This is a genomic window from Tenacibaculum aquaeponti (assembly GCF_052084715.1).
Taxonomy (GTDB): Bacteria; Bacteroidota; Bacteroidia; order Flavobacteriales; family Flavobacteriaceae; genus Polaribacter.
This window is the reverse complement of record NZ_CP197288.1, coordinates 3,421,696-3,434,303: the sequence shown is the minus strand read 5'-3', so window position 1 is coordinate 3,434,303 and position 12,608 is coordinate 3,421,696. Positions and strand designations below refer to the sequence as shown.

General features: G+C 27.9%; 17 protein-coding genes. 4 read left to right on the top strand and 13 right to left on the bottom strand.

What is annotated here, in order from left to right:
- Window positions 1-27 precede the first annotated feature (27 nt).
- From ACSIGC_RS15710 to ACSIGC_RS15685, 6 genes are read right to left on the bottom strand one after another with little or no spacing between them, the layout of a single operon-like run.
- Complete coding sequence (locus ACSIGC_RS15710; protein WP_442265726.1) at window positions 28-921, bottom strand: TIGR01777 family oxidoreductase; 894 nt, start codon at window positions 919-921, stop codon at window positions 28-30.
- 8 nt (window positions 922-929) lie between these two features.
- Window positions 930-1,301: a hypothetical protein gene (locus tag ACSIGC_RS15705; RefSeq protein WP_442265725.1), complete on the bottom strand. Its 372-nt coding sequence runs from the start codon at window positions 1,299-1,301 to the stop codon at window positions 930-932.
- Between the two features lie 2 nt (window positions 1,302-1,303).
- A complete protein-coding gene (locus ACSIGC_RS15700; RefSeq protein ID WP_442265724.1) occupies window positions 1,304-1,648 on the bottom strand; it encodes a hypothetical protein in 345 nt (114 codons plus the stop codon).
- Window positions 1,649-1,652: 4 nt separating this feature from the next.
- Window positions 1,653-2,474, bottom strand: a complete 822-nt coding sequence (locus ACSIGC_RS15695) for a hypothetical protein (protein WP_442265723.1) — start codon at window positions 2,472-2,474, stop codon at window positions 1,653-1,655.
- A 21-nt stretch (window positions 2,475-2,495) separates the two neighbouring features.
- Window positions 2,496-2,837: a hypothetical protein gene (locus ACSIGC_RS15690; protein WP_442265722.1), complete on the bottom strand. Its 342-nt coding sequence runs from the start codon at window positions 2,835-2,837 to the stop codon at window positions 2,496-2,498.
- A 38-nt stretch (window positions 2,838-2,875) separates the two neighbouring features.
- Entirely contained in the window at window positions 2,876-3,382 is a 507-nt protein-coding gene (locus ACSIGC_RS15685) for a GbsR/MarR family transcriptional regulator (RefSeq protein WP_442265721.1), read from the bottom strand.
- A 106-nt stretch (window positions 3,383-3,488) separates the two neighbouring features.
- Here ACSIGC_RS15685 and ACSIGC_RS15680 point away from each other — a divergent pair, with 106 nt between their 5' ends.
- The 3 genes from ACSIGC_RS15680 to ACSIGC_RS15670 all read left to right on the top strand — a co-directional run bounded on the left by ACSIGC_RS15680 (window position 3,489) and on the right by ACSIGC_RS15670 (window position 5,102).
- Window positions 3,489-3,947 carry a hypothetical protein gene (locus ACSIGC_RS15680; RefSeq protein WP_442265720.1) on the top strand — a complete coding sequence of 153 codons (459 nt, stop codon included), beginning with the start codon at window positions 3,489-3,491 and terminating at the stop codon, window positions 3,945-3,947.
- A gap of 71 nt (window positions 3,948-4,018) precedes the next feature.
- Entirely contained in the window at window positions 4,019-4,501 is a 483-nt protein-coding gene (locus tag ACSIGC_RS15675) for an RNA polymerase sigma factor (RefSeq protein WP_442265719.1), read from the top strand.
- A complete protein-coding gene (locus ACSIGC_RS15670; RefSeq protein WP_442265718.1) occupies window positions 4,485-5,102 on the top strand; it encodes a hypothetical protein in 618 nt (205 codons plus the stop codon). The genes ACSIGC_RS15675 and ACSIGC_RS15670 overlap by 17 nt, the downstream gene beginning before the upstream one ends.
- A 51-nt stretch (window positions 5,103-5,153) precedes the next feature.
- Here ACSIGC_RS15670 and recQ read toward each other — a convergent pair whose 3' ends face one another.
- From recQ to ACSIGC_RS15645, 5 genes are all read right to left on the bottom strand, one after another.
- Window positions 5,154-7,259, bottom strand: coding sequence for a DNA helicase RecQ (gene recQ, locus ACSIGC_RS15665; protein ID WP_442265717.1), 2,106 nt, complete (start codon window positions 7,257-7,259; stop codon window positions 5,154-5,156).
- A gap of 68 nt (window positions 7,260-7,327) precedes the next feature.
- Window positions 7,328-7,879, bottom strand: coding sequence for a TlpA family protein disulfide reductase (locus tag ACSIGC_RS15660; RefSeq protein WP_442265716.1), 552 nt, complete (start codon window positions 7,877-7,879; stop codon window positions 7,328-7,330).
- Window positions 7,880-7,988: 109 nt separating this feature from the next.
- Complete coding sequence (locus ACSIGC_RS15655) at window positions 7,989-8,621, bottom strand: NAD(P)-dependent oxidoreductase (protein WP_442265715.1); 633 nt, start codon at window positions 8,619-8,621, stop codon at window positions 7,989-7,991.
- Between the two features lie 80 nt (window positions 8,622-8,701).
- Window positions 8,702-9,484 (bottom strand): helix-turn-helix domain-containing protein, encoded by a 783-nt coding sequence (locus ACSIGC_RS15650; RefSeq protein ID WP_442265714.1) that lies wholly within the window; start codon window positions 9,482-9,484, stop codon window positions 8,702-8,704.
- Window positions 9,485-9,546: 62 nt separating this feature from the next.
- Window positions 9,547-9,969 carry a hypothetical protein gene (locus tag ACSIGC_RS15645; protein WP_442265713.1) on the bottom strand — a complete coding sequence of 141 codons (423 nt, stop codon included), beginning with the start codon at window positions 9,967-9,969 and terminating at the stop codon, window positions 9,547-9,549.
- 111 nt (window positions 9,970-10,080) lie between these two features.
- Between ACSIGC_RS15645 and ACSIGC_RS15640 the strand changes: the two genes are divergently transcribed.
- Window positions 10,081-10,737, top strand: coding sequence for a DsbA family oxidoreductase (locus ACSIGC_RS15640; RefSeq protein ID WP_442265712.1), 657 nt, complete (start codon window positions 10,081-10,083; stop codon window positions 10,735-10,737).
- A gap of 195 nt (window positions 10,738-10,932) precedes the next feature.
- Here the strand turns inward: ACSIGC_RS15640 and ACSIGC_RS15635 are convergent, their stop codons facing one another.
- Together ACSIGC_RS15635 and trpA are read right to left on the bottom strand one after the other, a co-directional pair.
- Entirely contained in the window at window positions 10,933-11,661 is a 729-nt protein-coding gene (locus ACSIGC_RS15635; protein WP_442265711.1) for a hypothetical protein, read from the bottom strand.
- Between the two features lie 174 nt (window positions 11,662-11,835).
- The gene (gene trpA / locus ACSIGC_RS15630; protein ID WP_442265710.1) at window positions 11,836-12,603 is read right to left on the bottom strand and encodes a tryptophan synthase subunit alpha; all 768 of its coding nucleotides are present in this window, start codon (window positions 12,601-12,603) and stop codon (window positions 11,836-11,838) included.
- Window positions 12,604-12,608: the final 5 nt, after the last annotated feature.

Here is a 12,608-nt window from a genome sequence, read left to right as displayed (position 1 = left end):
CTTCTATTTACTACTTTTCTTATTTCATCATATTTTAAATTCATAAAAATTATCCGTTTGAAATTGAAACCCTAAATCCAATAATTTTTTCGGATACACATTTCTACTTTTTAATAACAATTCCGTTTCTGTTCCAATAAATTGTACTCCTAGTTTTAACATCCATTTTGGTGATGGTAAACCCAATGGAACTTTTAATTTTTGTCTCAATTCTTTTTGAAATGCTCTATTCTCAATAGGATTAGGAACACACAAATTGTAAACTCCGGATTTTTGAGTAATTAAAAAATCTATGGCGTTTATATAATCTTGCTCTGAAATCCAACTGATATATTGTTCTCCATCACCTTGCTTCCCTCCTAACCCTAGTTTTGTCATTCTTTTCATTATTGGAAATGCTCCACCTTTATTTCCAATAACAATAGATGTTCTTGTAATTATTTTTTTAGTTTTTAGTAATTCAAAAGCATTAAAAACTTGTTCCCATTTCTTGCATACATCCATAGAAAAATCTATTCCTATTTCTCCGTCATCTTCAGTCATTAATTTATCTTTTGAATGCCTGTAAATCGTTGCTGAAGAAGACTGAATAAAAACTTTAGGAGGAAACTTTAACTCTTGGATAACTTCACATAATACGCTTGTACTTTGTAATCTACTTGAATAAATTTCAGCTTTATTTTTAGCTGTATATCTACAATTCACCGATTTGCCGGTTAAGTTGATTAATAGATCTGTGTTTTCTAAAAAGTTAGTCCAATAACCTTTTGTTTTTCCATCCCATTGTAAGTAATTTACATTTTCAACATTTAACTGTTGTGTTCTAGTTAAAATGTAAATCTGATTTTCTTTCTTTTTTCTATAGTATTCGGTAAGCAACTTCCCCAAATATCCAGCTCCTCCAGCGATAACGATTTTCATAACTAACCCTAATTTTGTGTTCTTAAATTTTCTCTTTTACTTGCTTTTCTTCCTTTTAAAAAAAACATGATAAATACAATCATTACTACACCTAAATAGACTGAAAAACCTCCAATTTTTGCACTAAGTGTTTCTACTAAATCTTTGTAATCTGTTAAGGAATAAATTTTTATAATTTTTAAAGCAAAGCCAATGTTTACTAAGTAAAAACCAATCTTAAATAGTTTATTTGTAGCCATAGCAATTTCTTGTTGCTGATTGAAAATATCTAGCATAAATATTTTACTATTCTTAAATAAATGTTGCGATACAAAAGTGGTTAATCCAGTACTTATTGGTAAATAAATGGCATAAGCTATTAATACTAATGTTGTGTTCATAATTACTTGTTTTTAAAATGTTTGTGTGATATATATATTGTGATTAGATTTATTCCGTGTAGAAAGGCAATGAGTAATAAAATAAGACTCAATCTTCCAGAAATTTCTTCTATCAATTCTTGAATATTTACGATGTTATTTAAACTATTTAGCGTGAAAACAACAATTCCTAAATTCAATAGATAATAGGCTGTTCGTAAAACTTTATTGATTCCGTTTGCGAAATTTAGATCGTTTGGAAAAAAATTAGTGATGTATGTTTTTCCGTTTTGATAACATTCATTTCCAACATAAACTATGGTAATTCCAGAGATGAGAATGTAAACTATGTAGGTTACAATATCCATAGTATTATCCGTTTAAGATGAAAAATAAAATGATCGCTCTATATCCAATCCAAGTCCAACTTAAATAATTTGGTAACTCTAATAATTTGATTCTTCTTTTATGTTCAAAAAACATGAAACCAACAACTCCAGAAAAAGCAAATAAAATCAACCATTGTGGAAAACTAACTATACTATTTAATACGATTAATTGAAACAAACCAATACAACCGATTAATGAAACAGTAATGAGGTTTCCGGTATAATTCAAAATGCTTTTAAAATCTTTATTGATAATAAATACAGTTTGAGTAACTATTAAACCTAATGCTAGCCAAATTTCTCTTGTAAAACTCGCTTTTGGTAAAGCCTGAATCATATGCGAAAATTGAAATAAGGTTATTGCAGTTATTAAAGTTCCTAAAACAATAAATAACAATCTGTATTTCACATTAAAATCTGGAGTGCATTCTAATTCTTCAAATGCTTTCTTTTCTGAAGGAATAATTACTTTTCTATTATAAGAAATCAAAGAATATAACTTTGATAATCCATATTTAATAGGTTTGAAGTTTCCTATTTTTTCTACAATTGGAAATGAATTTCCTATTACTTTTAATAAACTATCGATACCATAAGTAACTTGTTTATTTTCTCTATCGACTAAAGCTATTTCATTTACAGCTCTTTTTACATCTATAAACTTTCTCTCTTTTGCTGTTATTTTACCGAAAGACTTTCTTCCCTCTGTATCTAACATTTTAGCTTTAACAAAAACGCTAGTATAAAAGTTACATAACGGACAATCGGTATCGTATAATAATGTATGTTGATTTAAAGTTTTCATATTTTCAAAAATTATTGAAAGTTAACAGTCAAATTTTTTTAACTCTATAAAAGCAGTTAAACTATAAGCTAGAATTAAAGGCAGCCTAATAAAAAATATTGATAAAAGAAGACCATTGAAATTTGGATTTTTTATCAAAAAAATGAAATAAACTAAAACAATTAGTAAATAACTTCCTATAAAATATTTACCTTTTATATTTAATGTTTCCCATCTTAATCCCAAGGAAATAGCATATAACAATTGTAAAAAACCCAAAGGAATAGCGAATAGAGCAGCAAAGCCTAAATTGTTACTATCAAAAATACCTGAGAGTAATAAAATCGTAAAAATTAACATTAGTATTCTATTTATATATTTCATAGTTTCAGAAATTATTGAAAGTTTGTTTTTAAATTTTTTTACTTTTTTATTAATTTGGTAAAATTAGATAATAACCAGTGCTCGTCTGCTTTAATTGCTTTCTCCAATAATCCATTAAACATACCTGTTACTGATAAAATATCTTTCATTAGTTTACGAAAAACCTCAGCATCTTCAGAATCTTCACTTACATCGTTTTGCAACTCTTCTAATACTTTAAGTACAGGTTCTATTTCTCTTTTCTTACGTTCTTTGGTTACTTGTTTAAACAGCTCCCAAATATCTTTATCAGCTACAAAAAACTCTTTACGCTCTCCTGCTACAAACTCTTTTCTTACAATTCCCCAATCGATTAATGCACGAACATTCATATTTACATTTCCTCGAGAAATTTTTAAAGCTTCCATAATTTCATCTGCAGATAAAGCTTTATTAGTCGCTAATAATAACGCATGTACTTGAGCCATCGTTTTATTTATGCCCCAACTTGTTGCTAAACTACCCCAAGTTTGTATGTACTTTATTTTTGCGTCTTCTAACTTCATGGGACAAATATATATGTTTTTTCTAAACTTTCAAAAAATATTGAAAATTAAAAATATTAAAATATATTTTTAATATCTCTAAAATTGTAAATTTGAAAAAAAAACTATGTCTAAATACATCTACATTTTACTCATTTTGTTCATTATTTCTTGTTCGAATGAAGATAATAACCTTCCTACAATAGAAATGGAAAAATTTTATGGCAAATGGTATACTAGAAAAGGGTGTGAAGATCAAAACTTCATGATTTTTTCTGAAAATGGAATTTACTCAAATCGATATTCTTTTAATGAAACATGTGCTACAAACGAAAGTAATACTTTTGAAAGCACTGCTAATTATACAGTAATAAGAAATGAAATAAACTATGATTTTTTAACTATAGGTGAAGTTATAATTGAAGGATCTAACGACAATACCGCAACAACCGTAACTGATATAAATTACTCACAAGAAAGAGTTATTGAACTTACTGATGAAATTATGGTAATAGAAACTGAAATAAGACACGATTATAGGGAAACCAGGTACTACACTACTACTTTCTATAGAAGTCCAAATTAATTTTATTATTTTTTTACTTTCTATGTAATATTTTTAAACCTGAAATTACTAATCAGGTAAAGAATATATTTTTGAGTAACGATTTTTATATTACATCAATATTACCTCATTCAGGAATTATAATTAAAATCTGTAGAGCCTACACAGATTCTGAAGAAGATTTTGAAGATTTCTATCAAGAGGCTTGTTTACAAATTTGGAAAAGTAGAAATGCATTTCAAGAGAAATCGAAATGGTCTACTTGGGTATACAGAATTACTTTAAATGTTTGTTTAACCTTAACAAAAAAAAATAAGAAAAAACATTTAAATAGTGATCATTTTTTAGAACCATCTGAAGGAAATAAAGCTTTTGAGAATGAACATTTGAATTTATTATACGATGCTATTAAAAGGCTTTCTGAAGTAGATAGAGCTATTATTTTATTACATCTTGAAGAAAATCCTTACAAAGAAATTGCTGCAATTATTGGAACTAGCGCTAACAATATTGCTGTTCGAATTAACAGAATTAAAAAACAATTAAAAATATTACTTGATGGAAAAATCAATTGAAAAGATATGGAATGAAGCTTTTATTGATGAACAATCTTTAATTGCTCCGAGGATTAATAATTTATACAATCAGAAATCAAAATCTATAGTGAATAAAATTAAAAGAACCTATGAATTTGATAATAGAGGTTTATTACCAATCGCTGGAATTGTAGCAATTGGAGGAATATTATTATCGGAAACCATTATTGGTTTGTATGGAACTATTTTGATTCTATGCTTGTATTATTATAATACAAAACTACTAAGTAGATTCTCTAACTTAGATGTAAAATCAGATAATTTAACGTATTTAAAAAACTACAGAAGAGTAGTAAAATCAGTTTCTTTAGCAACAAAACGAATGTTCATTTTTGTAATTCCGTTTGTTGTTTTATCAATTTTCATTTTAGCGTTCTTTGTAAAAGAAAAAAGTTTCTTGTCTCGATTTATTAAGGAAGGAACTACATTTTTAGAAATTATAGGAATTGGCGGATCGATAGCTCTTATTTTTTCAATAATTGCTATGCTGGCATTTAAACTTTCAACTAAGTTATTATATGGTACTTTATTCTCTAAATTAGATGATCTAATTAACGAAATCGAAGGATTAAAAAGTTAATAAACTATAATCGTCATCTCAGTTTATGAAGATGACGATTTTTATTTAGTATCAAATTGATTTCTTCTGTAAAATAGTTAAAGCTACTCGAATTTGTTCATACGGAACTTTCTCACCAAGAAATTCAAAATACGGCTTTAATGCAGTTTCATTTTTCAATACTTTTTTCGCATTTGCAACTTCTTTTATTGTTTCTGGTGAAGTAAACTGGTCTAAATTAATATCTTTTCCTTCTAGATATAATTTAGATAAATGCGAAAATATTGTTGGCGTTTTTAAAGCTCTAGCTTCTGCGATTTCTTCAATAGTTAAACCTTGACTGTATAATTTATAGGTTTCTAAAGCTGTGTTTTTTTTACCTCTTTTCTTTTCTTGAAGGAAGTTTTTAATCTCTTCCATAAACTCACCTCCATATACTTCAAGTTTACGCTGCCCTACTCCACTAATAGATAAAAACTCATTATCTGTTAACGGACGTTCTTTTTCTATTTCACGTAATGTGGCGTCATTAAAAACTAAATAAGCTGCAATATTTTCTTCCGTTGCTATTTTATAACGTAATGCTCTTAAACGCTCAAATAAACTGTCTTTTTTAACAGTCTTAGTTGTTTTAGCTACTGTTCTTTTTTCTTCTTTTTTGATTTCTAAAGGTGATGTTAATTGAATTTTTTCTCCATCGAACAATACCTTTTTAGAAAAATCTGTTAACTGTAAAGCATTATTTAAATGAAATGCAATTTGACAATAACCTTGATTGACCAATTGCACTAAATAATGCTGCCAATCTCTCCAAGAAATATCCTTTCCTACTCCGTAGGTTTTTAGTGTGTTGTAATTTTTATCTAAAACTGTAGCATTTTGTGCTCCTCTAAGAACATCAATTACTGTTCCCATCGCTTCTTTTCCTTTCAACCTGAAAATCGCTGATAAGGCTTTTTGAGCAATTACAGTTCCATCAAAAAATTGAGGCGGATTTTTACATACGTCACAATTCCCACAGTTTTCTTCAATTAGCTCTCCAAAATAACTCAATAAAATCTTTCTTCTACAAACTGTAGCTTCTGCAAACTGTTTCATTCGATCTAGTTTTGCTTCTTGAACTTCTTTATTCGTCGTATTTTCTATGAATTGACGCAATTGTATTACATCTGCATAACTATGAAATAATAAAGCCTTAGCCGGTAAACCATCTCTTCCTGAACGTCCAATTTCCTGGTAATACCCTTCAATATTTTTAGGCATATTATAATGAATTACCCAACGTACATTCGATTTATCGATTCCCATTCCGAAAGCAATAGTTGCACAAATAATTTGAACATCATCTTTTACAAAAGCTTCTTGAGTTTTTGCTCGTTCTTCAAAAGATAATCCAGCATGATATGCTCTTGCATCTATATTTTGTTCTTGTAATTTTTTAGCTAATTGCTCCGTTGCTTTTCTACTTAAACAATAAATAATTCCAGCTTCATCTGGAGTTCTTTTTATAAAATTTACAATCTGCTTAATTCTTTCATTTCCTGGACGAACTTCTAAACTAATGTTAGCTCTATTGAATGAACTGATAAAACGTGTAGCGTGAGTAATTACCAATTGTTCTACAATATCTTCTTGTGTTGCCTTATCTGCTGTTGCTGTTAATGCAACTATTGGAACTTCTGGTAACGATTTTTTTAGAAAAGCAAGTTGCTTATATGATGGTCTGAAATCGTGTCCCCAAGACGAAATACAGTGTGCTTCATCTATAGCGATACAACTTATATAAGTCTGATTTAAAACATTTTGAAGTAATGGTAAACTTTCTGGAGCTACATATAACAATTTAATTTTTCGTTCTGCAACAGCACTAAAAACAGCGTCTTGATCTTCTTTAGATTGACTACTATTATAAAACATCGCCGGAATACCATTTGCTCTTAAACTATCAACTTGATCTTTCATTAAAGCAATTAATGGTGAAATAACTAAAGTAACTCCTTCAAAAAATAAAGCTGGTAATTGGTAACAAATTGATTTACCTCCTCCAGTTGGCATAATTACAAGTGTATCTTTTCTATTTAACACATTTGTAATTATTTTTTGTTGATCTAATCGAAAACTATCATAACCAAAGTTAGTTTTTAACTTCTCTAACAATTCTACTTCTTGGTATTCCATTCGGCAAAAATAGGTATAAAGAGGCGTTTATTTTTAGTTATATTTATTGAAATTAAAGGTAAAAAAAGTTAATTTGCTTCTATCAATTTATCGATACTTTCTCTAAAACCTTTACTATTCCAATTTGCAGACCCTGATTTATCTACCCTAATATTTCCTTGCGTATCTATTACAAAAGTTCTTGGGATAGAAGTTACAGGTGGTAGTTCTTTTGGAAAATCCTGATTGGATTGATAAACAGGAAACTCATATCCATGTTTTTTAAAGAAGTCGTTTAGTTCTTTAGCACTATCGTTAGTTATAAATACAAATTCTACTTTTTCTTTGTAATCATTATAAAATTCTTGAATGTAAGGTAATTCTGCTATACAAGGAGGACACCAAGTTGCCCAAAAATTTAAAAAAACAACTTTTCCTTTAAATTCAGAAAAATTGGCGTCATAAGTATTTAAACCTGTTAGCTTCCAGTTATAATTAAATATTCTTGCACTTCCTTCTACCTTTTCTACTGTAGGTGAAAAAGATATTTGTCTTATGAACCAAACTCGACTTGGTTTATATAAAATTAAAAATAACAAACCTATAAAAAGGACGTTAGATAATGTAAAGTATTTCTTCAAATCTGTTTAAATTAAGAAAAAGTACGAGCAAAAGTACTCATACTTTTTTTCCCTTGGTCTATCAATTTAAAAAAAACTAACATGTAGTAATCTAAAACTTTAGTTAAACTTAATGAGAAACTCCTGGCGACTTTAACAAGTACATATTGGTTCTCAGCTGTTTTAAAATAAAATCTGCTACATCTGCTCTTGATATTTTTAACTTTAAAGATTGTAAACTAGATGGAAATCCGTGTAAATATTGTTCTGTTTTTTCTCCGTCAGTAAAAGCACTTGGTTTTACAATCGTCCAGTCTAAATTACTTGCTCTTACATATTTTTCTTGTAATTCGTGATCTAGAAAAACTTGCTTTAAAAACCATCCGAACATAATATACTTCCAAAAGAAATTTAAATTATTATTGCTTTCTCCTGTACCTAAAGTACTCTGACAAATTAATCTTTTAACATTATTTTTTTCCATGGCTTCTATAATATTTTTTGTTCCGAAAGATCTAACTGAACTTTTTCTACTCTTACCAGAACCCAAAACAATAATTACAGCTTCCTTTCCTTTAATGGCTTCACTTACATCTTTTTTATTAAAAACATCTCCTTCGAAATATTGTAGTTTTTTATTACTCACTTCTGATAGTTTACGTTTATCTCTACAAAATGCTGTTACATCGTAACCTTGTTCTAACGCCTGATTTACAACATGCTTACCTACTGTTCCTGTTGCTCCAAATATTATAAGTTTCATATGTATTTATTTTAAAATTACACCACAAAATTATTTGTAATGTCTATCTTAAAATTGAACAAAACCGACAAAGTGAAGATTTAAGCAATTTGATTTAAATAAAATTTTGGTGTTTGACCTGTGTAACTTTTAAAGGTTCTTATAAAATGAGATTGATCTGAAAATCCGCTATCTAAACCAACATCTAACAAAGTATCGAATTTAGATTGACTTAATAAATGAATAGAACTTTGAAACTGAATAATTCTGGCAAACTGTTTTGGTGTTAAACCTACATAATTGATGAAATTTCTTTCTAAGGTTCGTTCTGTTATAGGAACTATCTCTAGAATTTCTTTTACTTTTATTTGGCCTTTTTTCTCTATAATAATTCGAATTACTCGTTCTATCATAGCATTTTCTGAAACTGTATTCGCCTTAATTAAACTTCTTATTAAGTTAAATAAAATTGAAATCTGCTGATTTATTTCAGAAGTTTTTACTAATTCGTCTCGATAAAAGTTCGTATTTACATGATCTAATTGTAATAAATCGTAACAGTCATCATTAAGAACTTTTGGAGCAATTCCTAAGAGATATTTTGAAGCAAATGGATATAGTTGAACTACAATATATTCGTGAACACCTTTTACACCCAAAGAAATAGGCTGTAATGTTTGTCCGTATAAAAACAACTCTGAGAGTTTTTTCTCTTTTGGAAATAAATAAAAACCTTCATCAGAAGATTGATACATAATGCCAGGGTAACCATCTGCATACAAAGGAATGTTCGTATGAGAATTTTCATTTGTATTACTTCCAATCATAATACAATTCACATAAGGAAGTATATCGTTTGGTAATATGTATTCTGTCTTATACATTAGGAAATCCTAAAAATATAAATTTTACTTAAGTTTTTTTTAAACTCGTATTAAAATTAGATCTAACTCAAAAAAACAAAAATTAATAAAGCGGCTATAAAACCAAAAATACTTGTAAACCAACCCAAAGATTTAGATTGTGTCCAACCAGATAAACTTACAACAGTTATTTGAGAAGCAATACCAATCATAAATGCGATAAAAGATATTATTCTAGGAAACATAATTTTTTCATGACTTGCTTCTAAAGGATAACCTTTAGTAGTCATCAATAGGATTTTCGTCATTCCAAAAATTGCTATTAAAAATGCTAATGAAGAAATTACAGAAGTTTTAAAAATTATACGCTTTAGCTTTGTATCAAGTTTTCCAATTAATAAGGTTACAACGGTTGTTAAGGAAAAACCTCCTAAAAAAGTACATATAAGAATAAATTGTCTTGCTAATTCGTTCCAATATTCAAAAGATAGATTATCTAGTTGCATTATGTAATAATTATAAGCATTAAAAAATAGTGTAAGTTTCAACTATCTTTTCCTACAAATAGAAAAAATAGTATCATTTTTTAGATCATAAAAAAAGATCAAAATAAACTTATGAAAAATACATTAAAAATAGATATAGTTTCTGATGTTGTTTGTCCTTGGTGTACAGTTGGATACAAACACTTAAAAAAGGCAATTGATGAATTAGGTATTGCAGATCAAATAGAAATTGAATGGCAACCTTTTGAGTTAAATCCACATATGCCTGAGGAAGGACAAGATTTAACAGAGCATATCACTCAAAAATATGGTTCAACAAAAGAACAACATGAAGCATCTAGAAACAGGTTAGTAGAAGCAGGAGCTAATGTTGATTTTAAATTTGATTTTTATGAAAACATGAAAATCGTAAATACTTTTGATGCACATGTTTTATTAGAATATGCTAAGCAATTTGGAAAACAAACAGAATTAAAAATGCGCTTAACTACAGCCTATTTTAGTGAGCGTAAAGATGTTTCTAAACAAGAAGTTTTAAAACAAGCTTTATTAGATGTTGGACTTAATGCAGAAGAAGCTTTAGCTAAATTAAATGACGATAACGCTCGTTTTGAAGTTCAAAGTAACAAACAAAATTGGCAAAACTTAGGTGTGCGTTCTGTACCGACTATTGTTTTTAATAGAAAAGAAGCGGTAACTGGAGCACAACCTATTGGAGTATTTAAAAATATTTTAAGAGAATTAACTACACAACCTTCAGCAATTTAAGGTTGATATTAATTATATGTTTGGTCGAAAACCTCACTAGCTTTATGTTAGTGAGGTTTTTAATTATTCTTTAACTTCTTTTTTGAATTTCTTATCGTTCTTACTTTTATCATCAAACAATAATCATCTTAAATTTTTCTTTGCGTTTAAACCAAAATGTGTAATAGAAACTTTACCAAAATTATACACCACAGATCAATTTTGAAAATCATAAAAATTTAGTTTTTTAGCATTTTCTATATTGTAAATTAAATCCAAATTATCTTTATTTTTATCATTAAGAAAGTGCCAGTCATGATTCATTTTTGATTTGTAAACTTCATAATCACATCCTCCATTTTCCGTGATAGCTACTTTATTTACTTTAAAAGTCCCTTCTCCTAAAAATTCACGATTAAGATTCCAAAACTTCCACTTCCCAACTTTATATTCATAATTATAATTCGTTGGTACAACACCGCAAAAAGTAAAACTTGCTTGTTCAAACTTTCCTTGTCCATAGATATTACCAAAATCATAGATCCAATCAAACCTATCAATATCTGTTAACACATCATATTCATCATCAGCAATTCCTATTTGAAATTTTCTAATACTACCTTCAGGATTTTTATGTACGATATAAATCGTATCCCTATTAATTAAGATTCTAACATTTTTACCTATAATTCTGTAATAAGTGGCTTCTTTTAGTTCATCTACTTCTTCTAGTTCTGTTAAATTATTTATTAATTTCTGTATTGCTAAAAATTCTAAAGAATTTGGTTCTATTAAAATAAGTTTTCTATGAAAATCTGTCATAGTAAAATCTTTTCTAAATTCTAAAGTATCGTTATCCTTTATAATTTTATCTCTTTTATTACTACAAGAAAACATGAAACAAATCAATATTGATAAGCTAATTTTAGTAATATAATTTTTCATATTTATTTTTAAAACTTCCAATCTACGACAAATACACAAAAATTTTATCTCAACCATTAATAAATATGAAGTAACATTAATTTAACAAGTAATTATTCATAAAAAAACTGAAATATTCAAACTAATTCAGTTTAAATATTTCAGTTTTTAAAAATTATAAATTAAGGTATAGTTTTATCCTTTAATTCCTTTTACGAAATCTGCAATTCCATCAACTCCATTTTTATCTAAGCTTTTAATAAATGCTGAACCGATTATGGCTCCATTACCATATTCACAAGCTTTTGAAAATGTTTTGTTATCTGAAATTCCAAAACCAATAATCAATTTACTTTTTAAATTCATTGCTTTAATTCGCTCAAAATAATCAATTTGTTGTTGAGAAATTTCTCCTTTTGCTCCTGTAATTGCTGAAGATGCTACCATATAAATAAAAGATTCAGTTAAATCGTCTATTTTACGAATTCTTTCTTCAGAAGTTTGTGGCGTGATTAAAAACACATTTGTTAATCCGTATTTTTTAAATAATGCTCTATAATGTGATTCGTATTCAACCATTGGTAAATCAGGAAGAATTAACGTATCAATACCACAATCTACTACTTTCTGGCAGAAAGCTTCTTCTCCGTATTTTATGATTTGATTTACATATCCCATTAATACTAATGGAGTTGTATTCGTATCTTTTATCGCTATTAATTGTTCAAAAACAACATCTAGGTTCATTCCATTTTTTAAAGCAACAGTACTACTATGCTGAATTGTTGGTCCGTCTGCTAACGGATCAGAAAAAGGTAAACCAACTTCGATAAAATCTACACCGTTACTTCCTAATTTATCTATAATTTCAGCAGTTTGATTTAATTCTGGAAATCCTGCAGTGAAAAATATAGATAATAAATTATGTTCTTGTTTTTGAAATATTTGTTGAATTGAGTTCATGATAT